General features: G+C 71.2%; 16 protein-coding genes. 11 read left to right on the plus strand and 5 right to left on the minus strand.

What is annotated here, in order from left to right:
- Positions 1–101: 101 nt before the first annotated feature.
- From RNB18_RS12370 to RNB18_RS12395, 6 genes are all read left to right on the plus strand, one after another.
- Entirely contained in the window at positions 102–1,688 is a 1,587-nt protein-coding gene (locus RNB18_RS12370; RefSeq protein ID WP_311714145.1) for an MFS transporter, read from the plus strand.
- Positions 1,689–1,911: 223 nt separating this feature from the next.
- The gene (locus RNB18_RS12375; protein ID WP_311714146.1) at positions 1,912–2,535 is read left to right on the plus strand and encodes a TetR/AcrR family transcriptional regulator; all 624 of its coding nucleotides are present in this window, start codon (positions 1,912–1,914) and stop codon (positions 2,533–2,535) included.
- A 223-nt stretch (positions 2,536–2,758) separates the two neighbouring features.
- On the plus strand, positions 2,759–3,808 hold the full coding sequence (locus RNB18_RS12380; protein WP_311714147.1) for an endonuclease/exonuclease/phosphatase family protein: 1,050 nt from the start codon (positions 2,759–2,761) through the stop codon (positions 3,806–3,808).
- Positions 3,809–3,911: 103 nt separating this feature from the next.
- Positions 3,912–5,132 carry an MFS transporter gene (locus RNB18_RS12385; RefSeq protein ID WP_311714148.1) on the plus strand — a complete coding sequence of 407 codons (1,221 nt, stop codon included), beginning with the start codon at positions 3,912–3,914 and terminating at the stop codon, positions 5,130–5,132.
- Positions 5,133–5,263: 131 nt separating this feature from the next.
- Positions 5,264–6,289 (plus strand): ATP-binding cassette domain-containing protein, encoded by a 1,026-nt coding sequence (locus tag RNB18_RS12390; protein ID WP_311714149.1) that lies wholly within the window; start codon positions 5,264–5,266, stop codon positions 6,287–6,289.
- Positions 6,286–7,101 carry an ABC transporter permease gene (locus RNB18_RS12395; RefSeq protein ID WP_311714150.1) on the plus strand — a complete coding sequence of 272 codons (816 nt, stop codon included), beginning with the start codon at positions 6,286–6,288 and terminating at the stop codon, positions 7,099–7,101. The genes RNB18_RS12390 and RNB18_RS12395 overlap by 4 nt, the downstream gene beginning before the upstream one ends.
- A 19-nt stretch (positions 7,102–7,120) precedes the next feature.
- Here RNB18_RS12395 and RNB18_RS12400 read toward each other — a convergent pair whose 3' ends face one another.
- Both RNB18_RS12400 and RNB18_RS12405 read right to left on the minus strand, forming a co-directional pair.
- Positions 7,121–10,549: an AfsR/SARP family transcriptional regulator gene (locus tag RNB18_RS12400; RefSeq protein WP_311714151.1), complete on the minus strand. Its 3,429-nt coding sequence runs from the start codon at positions 10,547–10,549 to the stop codon at positions 7,121–7,123.
- Positions 10,550–10,619: 70 nt separating this feature from the next.
- The gene (locus RNB18_RS12405) at positions 10,620–11,243 is read right to left on the minus strand and encodes a DUF6578 domain-containing protein (RefSeq protein WP_311714152.1); all 624 of its coding nucleotides are present in this window, start codon (positions 11,241–11,243) and stop codon (positions 10,620–10,622) included.
- Positions 11,244–11,348: 105 nt separating this feature from the next.
- On the opposite strand from RNB18_RS12405, the gene RNB18_RS12410 reads away from it, so the two are divergent.
- The gene (locus RNB18_RS12410; protein WP_311714153.1) at positions 11,349–12,116 is read left to right on the plus strand and encodes a site-2 protease family protein; all 768 of its coding nucleotides are present in this window, start codon (positions 11,349–11,351) and stop codon (positions 12,114–12,116) included.
- Here the strand turns inward: RNB18_RS12410 and RNB18_RS12415 are convergent.
- A complete protein-coding gene (locus RNB18_RS12415; protein WP_311714154.1) occupies positions 12,101–12,340 on the minus strand; it encodes a hypothetical protein in 240 nt (79 codons plus the stop codon). The genes RNB18_RS12410 and RNB18_RS12415 overlap by 16 nt on opposite strands.
- Positions 12,341–12,344: 4 nt before the next feature.
- Complete coding sequence (gene npdG, locus RNB18_RS12420) at positions 12,345–13,052, minus strand: NADPH-dependent F420 reductase (RefSeq protein WP_311714155.1); 708 nt, start codon at positions 13,050–13,052, stop codon at positions 12,345–12,347.
- 180 nt (positions 13,053–13,232) lie between these two features.
- On the opposite strand from npdG, the gene RNB18_RS12425 reads away from it, so the two are divergent.
- A complete protein-coding gene (locus RNB18_RS12425; protein WP_311714156.1) occupies positions 13,233–13,835 on the plus strand; it encodes a hypothetical protein in 603 nt (200 codons plus the stop codon).
- Positions 13,836–13,886: 51 nt separating this feature from the next.
- Positions 13,887–15,185 carry an MFS transporter gene (locus RNB18_RS12430; protein WP_394817607.1) on the plus strand — a complete coding sequence of 433 codons (1,299 nt, stop codon included), beginning with the start codon at positions 13,887–13,889 and terminating at the stop codon, positions 15,183–15,185.
- Here RNB18_RS12430 and RNB18_RS12435 read toward each other — a convergent pair whose 3' ends face one another.
- Complete coding sequence (locus tag RNB18_RS12435) at positions 15,186–15,416, minus strand: hypothetical protein (RefSeq protein WP_057613847.1); 231 nt, start codon at positions 15,414–15,416, stop codon at positions 15,186–15,188.
- A 58-nt stretch (positions 15,417–15,474) separates the two neighbouring features.
- On the opposite strand from RNB18_RS12435, the gene map reads away from it, so the two are divergent.
- A complete protein-coding gene (map, locus tag RNB18_RS12440) occupies positions 15,475–16,332 on the plus strand; it encodes a type I methionyl aminopeptidase (protein WP_311714157.1) in 858 nt (285 codons plus the stop codon).
- 112 nt (positions 16,333–16,444) lie between these two features.
- Positions 16,445–17,092, plus strand: coding sequence for a biliverdin-producing heme oxygenase (locus RNB18_RS12445; protein WP_311714158.1), 648 nt, complete (start codon positions 16,445–16,447; stop codon positions 17,090–17,092).
- The last annotated feature ends 1 nt before the right edge of the window (position 17,093 follow it).

Genomic DNA, 17,093 nt, shown 5'->3' on the forward strand with positions numbered 1-17,093 from the left:
GGGCCAGAGGTGGTCGATGTGACCGTTCAGGCACGTAAGATCTCGGTAAAGACTTACGATACGAGACGGTTCCGTATCGTAATGCCGCTAGGCTCGCTCGCATGACTACCGCAGTCCCTGACTCACGGGTACCGGAAGCGGTGCACCGGCGCCGCTGGGCGATCCTCGGCGTTCTGATGCTGAGCCTGCTGATCGTGGTGCTCGACAACTCGATCCTGAACGTCGCGATCAAGACGATCTCGACTCCCGCGCCGACCGGCCTGGGCGCCACCCAGAGCGAGCTGGAGTGGGCGATCAACGCCTACACCCTGGTCTTCGCGGGCCTCCTGTTCACCGCGGGCCTGCTCGGCGACCGGCTCGGCCGCAAGAAGGTGCTACTGGGCGGTCTGGTCGTGTTCGGCGCCGGCTCCGCCCTCGCCGCCTTCTCCGGATCGCCGGTCCAGCTGATCACCTTCCGCGCGCTGATGGGCCTCGGCGCGGCGTTCGTCATGCCGGCCACGCTCGCCGTCCTGATGAACGTCTTCGAGCGCGAGGAGCAGCCCAAAGCCATCGGCATCTGGGCGGGTGGCGTCGGACTCGCCATCGCCATCGGGCCGATCACCGGCGGTGTGCTCCTCGACCACTTCTGGTGGGGCTCCGTCTTCCTCATCAACGTGCCGATCGTGGTGCTCGCCCTCGGGCTGATGCTGTGGCTGGTGCCCGACTCCCGTGACCCGAATCCCGGCCGGATCGACCCCGTCGGTGTCGTGCTGTCGGTCATCGGCCTGGTCCTTCTCGTCTACGGCATCATCAAGGGCGGTCAGCTCGCCGACTTCACGGACCCGACCGTGCTGGCCACCATCGGTGCCGGTCTCGCCGTGCTCGTCGCCTTCGTGGTGTTCGAGAAGCGCAGCGACCATCCGTCGATCGATGTCACCTACTTCAAGAACAAGGTCTTCTCGGCCGCGATCGGCGCCATAGGGCTGGTGTTCTTCGCGCTGATGGGCGTGACCTTCTTCTCGGTCTTCTACACCCAGAGCGTCCGGGGCTACTCGCCGCTGCAGACCGGTCTGCTGATGCTGCCGCTGGCCGCCGCGCAGCTGATCTTCGCGCCGCGCGCCCGGCTGGTCGTCGACCGCTTCGGCAACCGGGCGACGACCACGGGGGGCATGCTGCTGATCGCCGCGATGCTGGTCGCGTTCGCCGCGCTGGAGGCGGACACGCCGATCTGGCTCCTCGAGGTGATCTTCTTCCTCATGGGCACCGGCATGGCGCACATCATGACGCCGACCAGCGTCGTCATCATGCAGGCCCTGCCGCGCGAGAAGGCCGGTTCCGCGTCCGCGCTCAGCAACACCTTCCGGCAGGTCGGCGGCGCGCTCGGCATCGCCGTCCTCGGCTCGGTGCTCTCCACGGCCTACCGCAACAGCATCGAGTCCCATCTCGGGTCGGTTCCGGCAGGTGTACGGCACACCGCGGGCGAGTCCATCGAGGCCACCCTCGGCGTCGCCGCGAAGCTCGGCCCCCGGGGCGACGCCCTGGTCGGCCCGGCCAACGACGCCTTCCTGCACGCGATGCACGTCACCGCGTTGTGCGGAGCGGGCGTGGCCCTCATCGGTGCCGTCGTGGTGGCCCTGTTCCTGCCGGGCCGGCCGGCAGAGCCTCAGCAGGGACAGGAGGAACAGGACTTGGTACCCGCTAGCGAGTGACCCGGCCGGAGCGGAGGCGGGACGGTGGCGTCCGGGCCTGGGCGACCGGGCCGGGCAGAAGCCGGACGCCAACCACCTGACCAACCCGTCGGGGCCGGGAAACGAGGAGGTCACCGGTGCGGGCTCGGACCGGTCCCGTCCTGGACAACGGCCGAACCCCGCCCCTCCGCGCCGCAGTAGGGCAGGGAGAATCATCCTCATCCCACAGAGAGGACCAAGCGACGTGAGCGGCCTCGCCGAGAGTCAGCGCAGGCAGACGGGGCCCGTACGGGGCCGGCCCCGCAGTGAGGCCGTGGAGCGGTCCATCATCGAGGCCGTCATCAAGCTGCTCGAGGACGGCGTGCCGCTCGCCGAACTGTCCATCGAGCGCATCGCCCGTACCGCGGGCGTCGGCAAAGCCACCATCTACCGCCGCTGGAACGGCAAGGAGGAGCTCTTCGTCGACGTCGTGCGCACCGCCGAGCCCCCGGACGCGGAACTGCCCGGCACCTCGATGCGCGACGATCTCGTGGCGCTGCTCGAGCAGTTGCGCCAGCGGGGGCTGATGACCCGTTCCTCGGCGCTGCTGCACAGTGTCTTCGCCCAGATGAAGAGCAGCCCGAAGGTGTGGGACGCCTACCACGCGATCGTCGTCGCGCCCCGGCGCCGCAAGCAGGTCGCCATCCTGCGCCGGGGGCAGGCCAACGGCGAACTCCGGACGGACATCGACGTCGAGCTGGTCAACGACCTGTTCATCGGCCCCATGCTCTTCCGCACCATCATGCAGCCCAACGCCGCGCTGCCCGAGGGCCTCTCGGAACAGATCGTCGACACCGTCCTCGAGGGCCTACGCCCCGTCAGTTCCTAGAGCCTGTCCGGGCCCCGCGGCCCGAGTGTGCGCGTTTCGTCACAGAGGGCGCTTTCCCCGCCGGGACAGGGAACTCCGGAAGGCGACTTGTACGTCATCGCCCCCGTACGGTCGTCATGGGACGACGAGATGGGAGCCGATCATCCCCTAGGGTCGTATGGGGTGTCCGAGACCCCACGGCAACGGGGCGAACGGCGTGCACGGCAGGTAGTGAGGCGACGGTATGGCGCAGCAGGCATACATGACGGAAACGGCGGAAGGCGGCTCGGGACCCGAGCGCCGGAGAGACCGGTTCCGGCGCCTGCTCGGACGGGTGGTCTCCGGCTGGCGCGGTGACCGGCGGATCTGGCGCCGCGGCCTCGTCCTGACCGCCCTCGCGGTGCTCGTCGCCCTGGTGATGCTGCTGCACGCGCAGATCCCGAACGCCATCGGCAACCTCGGCAGTCTCATCGAGACCTTCCTGCCCTGGCTGGGCCTGTTCGTCCCGGTGCTGCTCCTGTGCGGTTTCCTCCGCAGGTCCGCGACCGCGCTGATCGCGGTGCTGCTCCCGGCGGCCGTGTGGCTGAACCTCTTCGGCGGGCTGCTCTCCGACAAGTCCGCCACCGGCGGCGACCTCACGGTGGCCACCCACAACGTCAACGCCGACAACCCCGACCCGTCCGGCACCGCCCGGGACGTGGCCGCCTCCGGCGCGGACGTGGTCGCCCTGGAGGAGCTGACCGCCTCCGCGGTGCCGGTGTACGAGAAGGCGCTGGCGTCGACGTACAAGTACCACGCGGTCGAGGGCACCGTGGGGCTGTGGAGCAAGGACCCGCTGACCGGCGTGAAGGCCGTCGACATCAAGCTGGGCTGGACCCGGGCCATGCGGGCCACGGTGGCCGCCCCGGACGGGCAGGTCGCGGTCTACGTCGCCCACCTGCCGTCCGTGCGGGTGAAGATGGAGGCCGGGTTCACCGCCCGGCAGCGCGACAAGAGCGCCGACGCACTGGGCGAGGCCATCGCCGACGAGAAGCTCCCCCGCAAGATCCTGCTCGGCGACCTCAACGGCACGATGAACGACCGCGCGCTCAACGCCGTCACCTCCCAGATGCGCTCCACGCAGGGCGCGGCGGGCAGCGGCTTCGGGTTCAGCTGGCCGGCGTCGTTCCCGATGGCGCGCATCGACCAGATCATGGTGCAGGGCGTGGAGCCGGTGAGCTCGTGGACGCTGCCCGAGACCGGCAGCGACCATCTGCCCGTGGCTGCTCGTGTGAACCTCGCCACCTCGTCGTAACCCGCCGGAGGCCCCCTGGAATACCGGGCCCGGGAGTATTTGTTCCGTACTTGAACATACACTCGTACGGAACTCCGCTCTCCCCTGAAAGGCTCGGCTCTTCATGCCCTTGGCCCTGCTCGCACTGGCCGTCGGCGCTTTTGGTCTCGGCACCACCGAATTCGTGATGATGGGCTTGCTGCCCGACGTCGCCGGCGATCTTGGAATCTCGATCCCCACTGCCGGTCATCTGGTCTCGGCGTACGCGCTGGGCGTGGTGATCGGCGCCCCGCTGCTCGCCGCGGTCACCGCCCGGATGTCCCGCCGTACGGTCCTCATCGGCCTGATGGGCCTGTTCGTGGCCGGCAACGCGCTCTCCGCCCTCGCCCCCGGCGAACACTGGCTGCTCGCGGCCCGCTTCCTGAGCGGTCTGCCGCACGGGGCCTTCTTCGGCGTGGGCGCGGTCGTCGCCACCGGCATGGTGGCGCCGGAGCGCAAGGCCCGCTCGGTGTCCCTGATGTTCCTCGGCCTGACCCTCGCCAACATCGCGGGCGTGCCCGTAGCCACGCTCATGGGCCAGCACCTGGGCTGGCGGGCGACCTTCCTCGGCGTCAGCGCGATCGGCCTGGCGGCGATAGCCTCCCTGGCTCTCCTCATCCCGCACGACCACGCGCACGCCCCCGCGGTGGGCCTGCGCCGCGAACTGGTCGCACTGAAGTCGGTGCCCGTCTGGCTGGCACTCGGCACGACGGTCGCGGGCTTCGGCGCGCTGTTCGCCGCGTACAGCTACATCACGCCGATGCTCACGGACTCCGCCGGCTACGCCGGCTCCAGCGTGACGCTGCTGCTCGCCCTGTTCGGCGTCGGCGCGACGGCGGGCAACCTGGTCGGCGGACGGCTCGCCGACCACTCGCTGCGCGGCACCCTGTTCGGCGGCCTGACCTCGCTGATCGTGGTCCTGGCCCTGTTCCCGGTGCTGATGTCGACGCAGTGGAGCGCGGCGGTGGCGGTCGTGCTGCTGGGCACGGCGGCCTTCGTAACCGGCTCCCCGCTCCAGCTGATGGTCATGGAGAAGGCCTCCGCGGCCCCCTCCCTGGCCTCCTCCGCCAACCAGGCCGCCTTCAACCTGGCCAACGCCGGCGGCGCCTGGATCGGCGGCCTCGCCCTGGCCGCGGGCCTCGGTGCTACGTCCCCGGCACTGACGGGGGCGGCCCTGGCCGTGCTCGGCCTCGGCGTCGCCGCGGTCGCCGCGGTCGTGGACCGGCGGCGCGTGGACGTGTCGCCCGGCCGGGAGCGTGTGGTCGCGACCCATCTGCCGGAGCAGGCGGAAGCCGTACGGTACTGAGCGGTCGTACGACGAGAAGGGGCGCCCGGTGAACGCCGGGCGCCCCCTTTTTTTTGCTCTGTCGGCGACCTGTAGGCCCGTGTAGGCGACCTGTCGGTGGTTTGTCGGTGGGGGCTGGCACCGTCCTCGGTATGACGCGAATCGACAAGAACCCCAAGAGCGGGGACTCCGCCGTTTCCGTGCGGGGGCTGGTCAAGCACTACGGCGAGACCAAGGCGCTGGACGGCGTCGACCTGGACGTGCGCGAGGGCACCGTGATGGGTGTGCTCGGGCCGAACGGCGCCGGCAAGACCACCCTCGTGCGCATTCTGTCCACCCTCCTCACCCCAACCGCCGGGCAGGCCACCGTCGCCGGTTACGACGCCGTGCGGCAGCCCCGTCAGCTGCGCCGGGTCATCGGGCTCACCGGGCAGTACGCCTCGGTGGACGAGAAGCTGCCGGGCTGGGAGAACCTCTACATGATCGGGCGGCTGCTCGACCTGCCCCGCAAGGAGGCCCGCACCCGGGCCGACGAACTGCTGGAGCGCTTCTCCCTCACGGACGCGGCGAAGCGGCCGGCGAGCACCTACTCCGGCGGTATGCGGCGCCGGCTCGACCTCGCCGCCTCGATGATCGGCCGGCCCCAGGTGCTCTTCCTGGACGAGCCGACCACCGGTCTCGACCCGCGCACCCGCAACGAGGTGTGGGACGAGGTCAAGCGGATGGTCGGGGACGGGGTCACCGTCCTGCTGACCACCCAGTACATGGAGGAGGCCGAACAGCTCGCCTCCGAGCTGACCGTGGTGGACCACGGCAAGGTCATCGCCGCCGGCGCCATCGAGGACCTCAAGGCGAAGGTCGGCGGGCGCTCGCTGCGGGTACGGCCCGTCGATCCGCTGCAGCTGCAGCCGCTCGCCGGATGGATCGACGAGCTCGGCATCACCGGGCTCGCCACCAGCACCGTGGACACCCAGAGCGGCACCGTCATCGTCCCGATCCTCAGCGACGAGCAGCTGACCGCCGTGGTCGGCGCGGTCACCGCGCGTGGCATCACCCTCTCCTCCATCACCACCGAACTGCCCAGTCTGGACGAGGTGTTCCTGTCCCTCACCGGCCACCGCGCCAGTGCCCCGCAGGACACCGTCCCCACCGACACCCGCGAGGAGGTCGCCGTATGAGCGCCGCCACCCTTACCGCCACGGAAGCCGACGCCCGTATCCCGCTGCGCGGCCACCTGCGCCACACCGGCGCTCTTGTCCGCCGCAACCTGCTGTGGATCCGGCAGGACCCGGAGTCCATGTTCGACGCCATACTGATGCCGGTCGTCTTCACCCTGCTGTTCGTCTACGTCTTCGGCGGCTCGATCGGACAGGCCCTGGGCGGCCGGCAGGACGGATACGTCCAGTACGTCATTCCGGGCATGATCGCGATGATGAGCATGACCCTGTCCCAGGGCGTGGGCACCGGCTTCAGCCAGGACTTCAACTCCGGTGTCATGGACCGCTTCCGGTCCCTGCCGATCGGGCGCGGCTCGGTGCTGTTCGCGAAGATCTCAGTGGAACTGCTGCGGATGCTGTTCGCGACCACCGTGCTGATGATCGTCGCCCTCCTGGTCGGGTTCGACATCAATCACTGGGCCGGACTGTTCGCGGCGGTGGGTCTGTCCGCCGTGTTCGCGTCCTCGATCATGTGGGTGTTCCTCACCCTCGGCGTGATCCTGAAGAACGCGCAGTCCGTGCAGGCGATGGGCTTCCTGGTGCTGTTCCCGCTCCAGTTCGGCTCCTCGATCTTCGCGCCGACGAACTCCATGCCGGGCTGGCTCCAGCACTTCACCGACTACAACCCGCTGTCCACGCTCGCCGACGCGGCCCGCGGGCTGATGGTGGGCGGCCCGGTCGCCCACGACCTGTGGGTGACACTCGGCTGGTCGGCGGCGATCACGGCGGTGGCGGCACCGTACGCGATCCACAAGTTCCGTACGAAGAACTGACGTTCGGCGCCGGTGCGCGTCACACCAGGGCGGCGGCCTCCTCCGGGGAGAGGCCGCCGCCCTCGGCGTACGCCGACTCGTAGGCCGCGTCGCCGAGCACCGCGCGCAGCTCCTGCTCGGCCCTGCCGCGCACGCTGCGCTCGACGGACGTCGGGAAGTGGCTGGGCGGCAGCAGCGCGTCCCCGGTCCTGAGGCAGCGGGCTCCGTCGCGGGCGCGGGCGCCGCCGTCGGCCCCGGCGAGGGCGAGCCCGGCGGTGTGCAGGTACATGGTGCGCATATGCGGGGCGATGGTCAGGGCCAGCGGATCCTCGGACTTCTCCAGCGCCCGGCGGGTCAGGGTCAGACACTTCTCGTAGCAGCCGTCCACAGCCTCCAGCCAGGCCTCCGAGCCGAGGATGAAGGCGTCGAAGATGACGAAGTGAGCGATGCCGAACTGCTGGCGCAGCAGCTGGAGTTGTTCGCGCGCCTCGGGAATGCGGCCGGTCAGGCCGAGCCGGCCGGCGAGGAACATCCGGGCGGCGGGCATCGCCTCGTTGCGGGCGCCGTCCTGGTCGGCGATCACCTCATGCAGCAGGAGTTCGCCGCGCTCGGCCTCCCCCGTCTCCAGCAGCGCGCTGCCCAGCCGGGCGTTGAGCACGGACTTCTGGGCGCGGGCGCCGAGTTGTTCGGCCCGCTCGATCGCCCGCTCGTAGTCGGCCGCGGCCGCGCGCCATTCACCCTTGCGCTCATGGGCTTCGGCGCGTGCGGAGAGCGCCTCGGCGGTGCCCCACAGATCGCCGATCCGCTCGTAGATCTCCAGCGCCTCCTCGGCGTCCTGGATGGCGTCGCCGGCCCAGTCGGAGCGGTTGGCGAGCAGGTTGGCCCGCCACTGGAGGGCCGCGGCGAGCTCCCACTCGTAGCCCGGGGTGACCCGGCAGGTGTCGACGGTCGCCTGGATGACCTCCCGCAGCCGCTCCATGTCCCCGGTGAGCATGATGGCGAAGAACCACAGGGAGCCCGGCATCCGGCAGGTCTGCGCCATGCCGGGCTCGTAGGTGGCGGCGATGGCCCGCAGCTTCGCCTGCGCGTGCTGGTTCTGCCAGGCGTCCAACTCGGTGTCCATGCAGGCGAGATGGACGAGGTGCGCGCCGCGCCGGGCCTCTTCCAGAACCTCGCCGGTCCACGGCGGCGGGGTGTCCGTGCAGCGCTCCCACACCGGCGCGGCGGGGCGGACCGGCTCGGCGAAGGGGTCGGGGCCGAGGCCCTGGACGTCACGGGACCAGTTGCGGGCCTCGATGCGCAGGTCGCGCATCTGCCAGTACCAGGCCAGCGACAGGACCAGGCACAGCCCCTCCTGCTCGTCGCGGTCGGCGACGGCCCGGCGCAGGGCGGTGCGGAGGTTCTCGTACTCGCGCTCCAGGCGCTCGATGGCGACGAGTTGGCGCGGGCCGCGCAGCAACGGGTCGGTGGTGCGCGCGAGTTCGCGGTAGTACGCCAGATGCGCGCGCTCGGCCTCGGCGCGCGAGCCGTCCGTCTCGTCGAGGCGCTCGCCGGCGTATTCGGCGACGGTCTCCAGGAGCCGGTAGCGCATCTCGCCGTCCCCCGAAGGAGCGGCCACCACAAGGGACTTGTCGACGAGCGAGCCGAGCGCGTCCAGCGCGAAGGGGCCGCACACGGCCTCGGCGGCGGCCAGATCACAGCCGCCGGCGAACACCGACAACCGCCGCAGAACGTCCCGTTCCTCTCCGTCGAGCAGGTCCCACGACCAGTCGACGACGGCCCGCAGGGTCTGCTGGCGGGGCAGCACGGTGCGACTGCCGGAGGTGAGCAGCCGGAAGCGGTCGTCGAGCCGGTCGGCGATCTGGCGTGGCGTCAACATCCGTAGCCGGGCGGCGGCGAGCTCGATACCGAGGGGCAGCCCGTCGAGGCGCCGGCAGATCTCCGCGCAGGCCGCGGCGGTCCCCTCGTCGCCGTCGACCCGGAATCCGGGCCGGGCCGCGGCCCCCCGGTCGGCGAGCAGCCGCAGCGCGACCGGCTCGGGCAGGGGCTCCACGGGCCGCAGCAACTCCCCCGGCACGCCGAGCGGTTCACGGCTGGTGGCCAGGACGGTCAGCCCGGGGCAGCGCTCCAGGAGCTTCTCCGTCAGACGGGCGGCCGCGTCGATCACGTGCTCGCAGTTGTCGAGGATCAGCAGCATGCTGCGCCGGCCGCAGTGCTCCGCGAGCCGCTCGACAGGGTCGTCCAGCCGCTCGCTCCCGGCGGCACGCATCGCCTCGGCACCGGCGCCGTACATCACGGTCTCGCGGGCACCGACGGCGGTGAGCACGGCCTCGGGCACGGCGTCCGGGTCGTCGACCGGCGCGAGCTCGGCCAGCCACACCCCGTCCCGCACCACGTCCCCCACGGCCTCGGCGGCCTCCTGCGAAAGCCGCGTCTTCCCGGCCCCGCCCGGCCCGAGCAGTGTGACGAGCCGCGCGGCCGCGAGGTCCTCGCGGATGGCATCGATGTCGGCCTCCCGGCCGACGAAGGAGGTGAGACGGGCACGGAGGTTGCCGGAGGGGGCTGAGGCCGGACGAGCGGATTCGCGATCGCCCGCTGCGCCGGAGCCGTTCTCCCGACGGCCACCCCTTCCGTCGTGTCCGCCCTGCCCGCCCTGGCCATCCGCAGCGGACGGCTCCGGTCGCAGCAACTCCCCGTGCAGCGCCCGCAGTTCGGCCCCCGGGTCCGCTCCCAGCTGGTCCGCGAGCAGCTGTCGTACCGACTCGTACGCGGCCAGTGCCTCCGCCGTGCGGCCCGTGTCGCGCAGGGCGCGCAGCCGGAGGGACTGGAGGGGTTCGTCGAGGGGGTGGGTGTCGCAGAGGGCGGTCAGTTCGGGGAGGGACTGGTCGGCGTGGCCGAGGGCGAGCGCGGCGGTGTGGCGGGCGCGCAGGGCGTCCAGCCGACGGGCCTCCGCGCGCGCCGCCTCGGCCGTACGGTCGGGCAGATCGGCCAGGGCCGGACCCCGCCACAGAGCGAGGGCGTCGTCCAGGACCACGGCCGCCTTCGCGGGGTCATCGTCGGCCAGCGCCCTCATGCCGTCACCGGCGAGCCGCTCGAAACGGTGCAGGTCGATGTCGTCGTGCCCCGCCGTCAGCCGGTAGCCGCCCTCCACCGAGGCGACCGCGTCCGCGCCGAGCGCGCGCCTGAGCCGCCCGACCAGCGCCTGCAACGCGCCGGTGGCGTCGGCCGGCGGGTCGTCACCCCACACCTCGTCCACGAGGAGGCTCACGGGGACGGTACGGCCGGGGCGCAGAGCGAGAACGGTCAGCAGCGCGCGCAGACGCGTGCCGCCGACCGGGACGGACGTACCGTCGGGACGGAGTGCCTGGGTGGTGCCGAGGATGCGATAGCGCACGGGTCCATTGTCTCCGGTGTGGTCGGGGCCGGTCACGGGGTTCCGCTCGCGGGGTGTTGACGGGTCGGCCGCCATCGGGTGCATGGACCGGGGCCGGGTCCGGGGAGTTGCGGTGAGCGCGGCCCGGGCCCCCACCACCGCGGGCTCACGCCCTGCTCAGCCCCGCCAGCAGGTCGGCGAGCTCGTCGGCCGGCAGGCCCTCGGTCTCCGTACCGGGCGGCGAGCCGGGCGGAATGCCCCGGGTCCTGCGGACGGTGCGCGACAACGCCGAGTCCGTGTCCGGGACCTCCAGGGTGACCACGAGCCCCGCCTCGGACCGCGCGTCCCCGCCGCCGGCGAACCACTTCGGGCTCGTGTCCACCGACCGCAGCGACCGGCGCCCCGGCACCGGCTCCCAGGTCCTCGAACCCGGCTCCGTCTCGCCGTACTCCTGCGTCACGACCTGCACGCACCGCACCCGGCCGCGAACCTCGGGCAGTCGGCCCCCGTGGGTCTCGACCGTGAGCAGCCCGACGAGCCGGGCCGAGCCGCCCGGTGCCGCAGCGCCACCCCCGACCCCGACGACCAGGCCGCTCCTGTCCCGCAGCACCCGTTCGGCGCCCTGTTCCACCGGACCTGCGAGCTCGGAAAGCTGGTCCCGCCAACCGCCCCCGAGGACGTCGTCGGCGGCACGGAACAGCAGCGGCCAGCCCGCCTCCTCCCCCACCGAGAACGGCGTACCGCAGCACTCCATCTGCCAGTCCGCGTAGAACATGTGCCACAGCCCCATGTCCCCACCCTTCCACGGAACCTCCGCCCCACCCCAAGACGTTTTCACCTGTGCCCGGTACCGTCGGGCCGTCCCACCGCGCGCAGGTCCAGTCCAGGGAGCCCCATGACCACCGCCACCACCCGCCACAGCGACCGGCGGATCAGCCCGGTCTTCATCGGGATCGTCGCCGTGACGGCGGTGACGGGCTGGGCCACCTGGACCGGATTCGGCGAGCGGACGGACATCGCCGTCTTCCTGTTCGTGACCGGCGCCTGGATCGTGTCCCTCTGTCTGCACGAGTACGCGCATGCCCGCACCGCCCTGCACAGCGGCGACATCACGATCGGCGCCAAGGGCTACCTCACGCTGAACCCGCTGAAGTACACCCATGCCCTGCTCAGCATCGTGCTCCCCGTCATCTTCGTGATCATGGGTGGCATCGGCCTGCCCGGCGGCGCGGTGTTCATCGAACGCGACAGGATCCGCGGCCGCTGGCGGCACAGCCTGATCTCCGCGGCGGGCCCCCTCACGAACGTCCTGTTCGCGATCGCCTGCACGGCCCCGTTCTGGCTGAATGCCCTCGACGGCGTACCGCTGGAGTTCAGCTTCGCGCTGGCCTTCCTCGCCCTGCTCCAGGTCTCCGCCGCGATCCTGAACTTCCTGCCCGTCCCGGGCCTGGACGGCTACGGCATCATCGAGCCCTGGCTCTCGCACGACGTCAAGCGCCAGATCGAGCCCTTCGCCCCCTTCGGCCTGCTGTTCGTGTTCGCGCTGCTGTGGGTGCCGCAGGTCAACGGCGTCTTCTTCGACCTGGTCCACTCGGTCCTGAACGGACTCGGGGTCAGCGAGGGGGAGGCGTCGATCGGCTGGAGCCTCTACCGCTTCTGGTAGGCGTCGTCGGCCTTGCCGCGCTTGACGTAGTACCAGCACATGTTGGACGAGAGCCCCGCCAGCAGCACCCACACGATCCCCAGCCAGCTGCCCTGTGTGAAGGAGACGACCGCGGCCGCGATGGCGAGGAGGCAGACGGCGAGGGCGTAGAGGGCGAGGCGGGGCATTTCGATGGGCTCCTGTCGGGGGGACACTGCTGTGCTACGCCGACCAGTGTCCCCCATCGGCTCACACGTCCGTGACCCGCAGCCCCGCGTGCGCCTTGTACCGCCGGTTGACCGAGATGAGGTTGGCCACCAGCGACTCCACCTGGTGGGCGTTGCGCAGCCGGCCCGCGAAGATGCCGCGCATGCCGGGGATACGGCCGGCCAGCGCCTGCACGGTCTCCACGTCGGCCCGCTCCTCGCCGAGCACCATGACGTCGGTGTCGATCTCCTCGACCTCCGGGTCCTGGAGCAGCACGGCCGACAGATGGTGGAAGGCGGCGGTGACCCGCGAGTCCGGGAGCAGGGCCGCCGCCTGTTCCGCGGCGCTGCCCTCCTCCGGCTTCAGCGCGAAGGCGCCCTTCTTGTCGAAGCCGAGCGGGTTGACGCAGTCGACGACGAGCTTGCCGACGAGTTCCTCGCGCAGCGACTCCAGCGTCTTGCCGTGGCCGTCCCACGGCACGGCGACGATCACGATGTCGCTGCGGCGCGCGGTCTCGGCGTTGTCGGCGCCCTCGACACCGTGCCCGAGTTCGTCGGCGGCGGCCTGTGCGCGGTCGGCGGCCCGGGAGCCGATGATCACCTTCTGCCCGGCGCGGGCGAGCCGGTAGGCGAGACCCTTGCCCTGCGGCCCGGTCCCGCCGAGCACGCCGACGACGAGTCCGGAGACGTCGGGAAGGTCCCAGGGGTCCTTGACGGGAGCCTTCTGTGCAGCACTGTCGGTAGAGGTCATGGGCCGACTTTACGTCCGCCCCGCTCGCCCCGGCCGGTGACCCGGGTCACGGGCACCCGCGGGGTGGTCGTCGGCAGGAACGGCTCCTCACTGTGCAGGGGCCGTGCCCCTGCCCCGGTTCGGGCGAATTCGGGGTGAACCACCGGTAACGGAGGTCCGCTTGCGGCAGGATGCGACCCCATGGACGCCGTACGGGTCGCGCTGCTGCGCGAAGTGCTCGCCGGGACCGAGTGGTTGGGCGCCACGCGACGCTTCGCGGGCGTACTGCGGGGGTCGGTGGTCTCGCACGGCGGCGGGCTGCTCCTGGTCGGCACACCGGAGTACGAACCGTGGCACCTGGCGGCCCATCTGGTCGACGAGGCCGCCTGGTCGGGCACACCGGAGCTGACCCCCACTCTCGTACGCCACGCCGCGCGCCCCACCGACCCCGCGCATCTGTCGGTCGGACCGGGCCGGCTCGCGGCGGCCCGGCGTGGCGAGACCCTGCTGGTGGTGTCCCCGGACCTGCCGGGCGCCCCGCTTCTGGAGCACGTGAACGACGCCCGACGGGCCGGCGCGACGATCCTCTCCCTCGGCCCCGGTGAGGGCGAACTCGCCGCGATGGCCCACGAGTCGCTGGCCGTACCGGAGGGCACGGATCTCGACCTGGACACCGTGCAGCACCTGGTGAGCGCGGCGGCCGGAGAGAACGCCGTGCCCACCCCCAGGGGCCGGCGGCGGTTCCGGGACCGGCTGTCGCGACTGGCCGACCAGCTGACCGCGCCGCCTCCCGCCCGCTGGTAGCCGCGAAAAGCAGTTGCCGGACCGGGAGGCCTGCCCCGACCATGGCCGGTCGTGACCGACGACGCCCCCGAACCTCCCTCCGGCCTGCGCGCCATGCTCCCCGACCTCGCCCCCTGGCGGGCCTCCCGGGACTTCCGGCGGCTGTGGTACGCGGGGCTGATCTCGAACTTCGGCAGCTTCCTGACCTTCGTGGCGCTGCCGGTGCAGCTGAAGGACCTGACCGGTTCGGCCGCGGCGGTGGGCGCGATCGGGGCCGTGGAGCTGGTCCCTCTCCTCGTCTTCGGGCTGTACGGCGGCGCGCTCGCGGACGCGTGGGACAAGCGGAAGCTGATCGTGTGGACCGAGGCCGGGCAGGGCCTGCTGAGCGTGGCCCTGCTGCTCAACGCCCTGCTGCCGCACCCCGCCGTCTGGCCGCTGTACGTCGTCGCCGCCCTGTCCTCGGCCCTGGTCTCCGTGCAGCGCCCCGCGCTCGACTCCCTCTGGCCCCGGATCGTGGCCCACGACCACCTCCCGGCGGCGGCCTCGCTGAACTCCTTCCGCTGGACGGTCGGCGGGGTCGCGGGTCCGGCGCTGGCGGGCGTGGTGGTGGCCTACGCGGGCCTCGGCTGGGCATACGGCGCGGATCTGCTGACCTTCGCCGTGTCCGTCGTCCTCGTCGTACGGATCGCGGCCTCCCCCGCCTCCCACGAGGCGGCCAAGCCTTCGCTGAAGGCCATCGCGGAGGGCGCGCGGTACGCATGGGGCCGCAAGGAACTCCTCGGCACCTACGCCGTCGACCTCGCCGCGATGTTCCTGGCGATGCCGCTGGCCCTGCTGCCGTTCCTCGCGGACGAGCTGGACGCGGACTGGTCGCTGGGCCTGATGTACGCGAGCGTTCCGCTCGGCGCGCTGCTGGTGAGCCTGGTCAGTGGCTGGACCGCGCGGATCCACCGGCATGGGCGGATGGTGGTTCTCGCGGCGGCTCTGTGGGGCCTGGCGATCGCGGCGGCCGGGACCATGAGCAACGTCTGGCTGGTGCTGTTGTTCCTGACCGTGGCCGGAGGCTGCGACATGGTCAGCGGGATCTTCCGGGGGATCATGTGGAACCAGACGATCCCGGACGAGCTGCGCGGCCGGCTCGCCGGGATCGAACTGCTGTCGTACTCGGTGGGACCGACCGTCGGCCAGGTCCGCAGCGGCGGTTTCGCCGCGTGGTGGGGCGTACGGACGTCCGTCTGGTCGGGCGGGGTGCTGTGCGCTGGCGCCGTGGGCCTGCTGGCTCTGTGCCTGCCGAAACTGATGACCTACGACGCACGCACGGACAGGCACGCGGCACAGGTGCGGGACCAGAGAGCCGCGGCCCAGGTGTGATCAGTCGTCCTCCCGGCCCCCCGCCGGGGCGTCGTGCCACTTGGGGTCGTTCTCCCACTCGAGGTTGCGCTCGCGGGCCGTCTCCATCGCCTGCTCGGCCTCTTTGCGGCTCGCGTAGGGCCCGAACCGGTCCTTGGCCGGGCACTGGGGCCCTTCCTCGACCTTCTTGTGCTCCAGGCAGTAGTACCACTCGCCCGGCTTGCCGCCCGCGCGCTTCTTGAACAAGGGCATGACCTGCTCCTCTCGCCAGGGACATGTTCCCCCATCGCCGCTGGATAGACTCGTCGCCATGTCTGGCCAGTCGCTGCTCGTGCCCGGGGAACTCTCCCCCATCCGTTCCGTGCCCGGAAACATCCGTCGTCCCGAGTACGTCGGCAAGCCCGCGCCGTCGCCGTACAAGGGTCCGGAGGTGCAGACTCCGGAGACCGTCGAGGCGATGCGGGTCGCCGGCCGTATCGCGGCGCGGGCGATGGCGGAGGCCGCGAAGCTGATCGCCCCCGGGGTGACCACCGACGCACTGGACAAGGTGGCGCACGACTACATGTGCGACCACGGCGCCTATCCGTCGACGCTCGGCTACCGGGGTTTCCCGAAGTCCCTGTGCACCAGCCTCAACGAGGTGATCTGCCACGGCATTCCGGACTCCACCGTGCTCCGGGACGGGGACATCATCAACCTCGACGTGACGGCGTACATCGGTGGGGTGCACGGCGACAACAACGCGACGTACCTGGTGGGTGACGTCGACGAGGAGAGCCGGCTGCTGGTCGAGCGCACCCGGGAGTCCCTGGCCCGCGCGATCAAGGCGGTCCGGCCGGGCCGCCAGATCAACATCATCGGCCGGGTCATCGAGTCGTACGCCAAGCGCTTCGGCTACGGCGTGGTCCGGGACTTCACGGGCCACGGCATCAACTCCTCCTTCCACAGCGGCCTGATCATCCCGCACTACGACAGCCCGCACGCGACGACGGTCATCCAGCCCGGCATGACGTTCACGATCGAGCCGATGCTGACGCTCGGGACGCACGAGTACGACATGTGGGACGACGGGTGGACGGTCGTCACGAAGGACCGGATGCGGACGGCACAGTTCGAGCACACACTGGTGGTGACGGAGACGGGAGCGGAGATCCTGACGCTGCCGTAGCGCGTCCTGGACCCGTCCTCCTGCGGGGACGGGTCTTTTCTTGGACACTTTTACCGACAGCGCGTCGGCAAAAGCATTGACTTAGGTAAGCCTAACCAGAGAAAATCTGCCCATGGACTCGTTCTCCACACTCATCCGCACCGCGTCCCACGAGCAGCACATGGAGGCGGAGACCTCGACGTTCATGAGCGACCTGCTCGGCGGCCGGCTCGGCGTCGACGCGTACGCGCGCTACACCGAGCAACTGTGGTTCGTCTACGAGGCGTTGGAGACCGGGGCCGAGAAGTCGGCCGCGGATCCGGTGGCGGGCCCCTTCATACGGCCCGAGCTGTTCCGGCTGCGCGCGCTGGAGCGGGACCTCGCCCACCTCAGGGGACCCGAGTGGCGGGCGAACCTGTCCGCATTCCCCGCCACACAGGCGTACGCGGATCGAGTGCGCGTATGCGCGGAGTCCTGGCCGGCCGGATACATCGCGCACCACTACACGCGCTACCTGGGCGATCTGTCCGGCGGACAGATCATCCGCGACAAGGCGGAGAAGACCTGGGGCTTCGAGAAGAAGGGCGACGGGGTGCGTTTCTACGTCTTCGAGGAGATCTCCAACCCCGCCGCCTTCAAGCGCAGTTACCGGGAGCTGCTGGACGCGGTGGACGCGGACGATCTGGAGAAGCAGCGGATCGTGGCGGAGTGCAAGCGGGCGTTCGCGCTGAACACCGGGGTGTTCCGGGCCCTGGGCGAGGAGTTCCCCCTGTCGGCGTGAG

Origin of the sequence: Streptomyces doebereineriae (genome assembly GCF_031845645.1) — a bacterium.
GTDB lineage: Bacteria > Actinomycetota > Actinomycetes > Streptomycetales > Streptomycetaceae > Streptomyces > Streptomyces canus.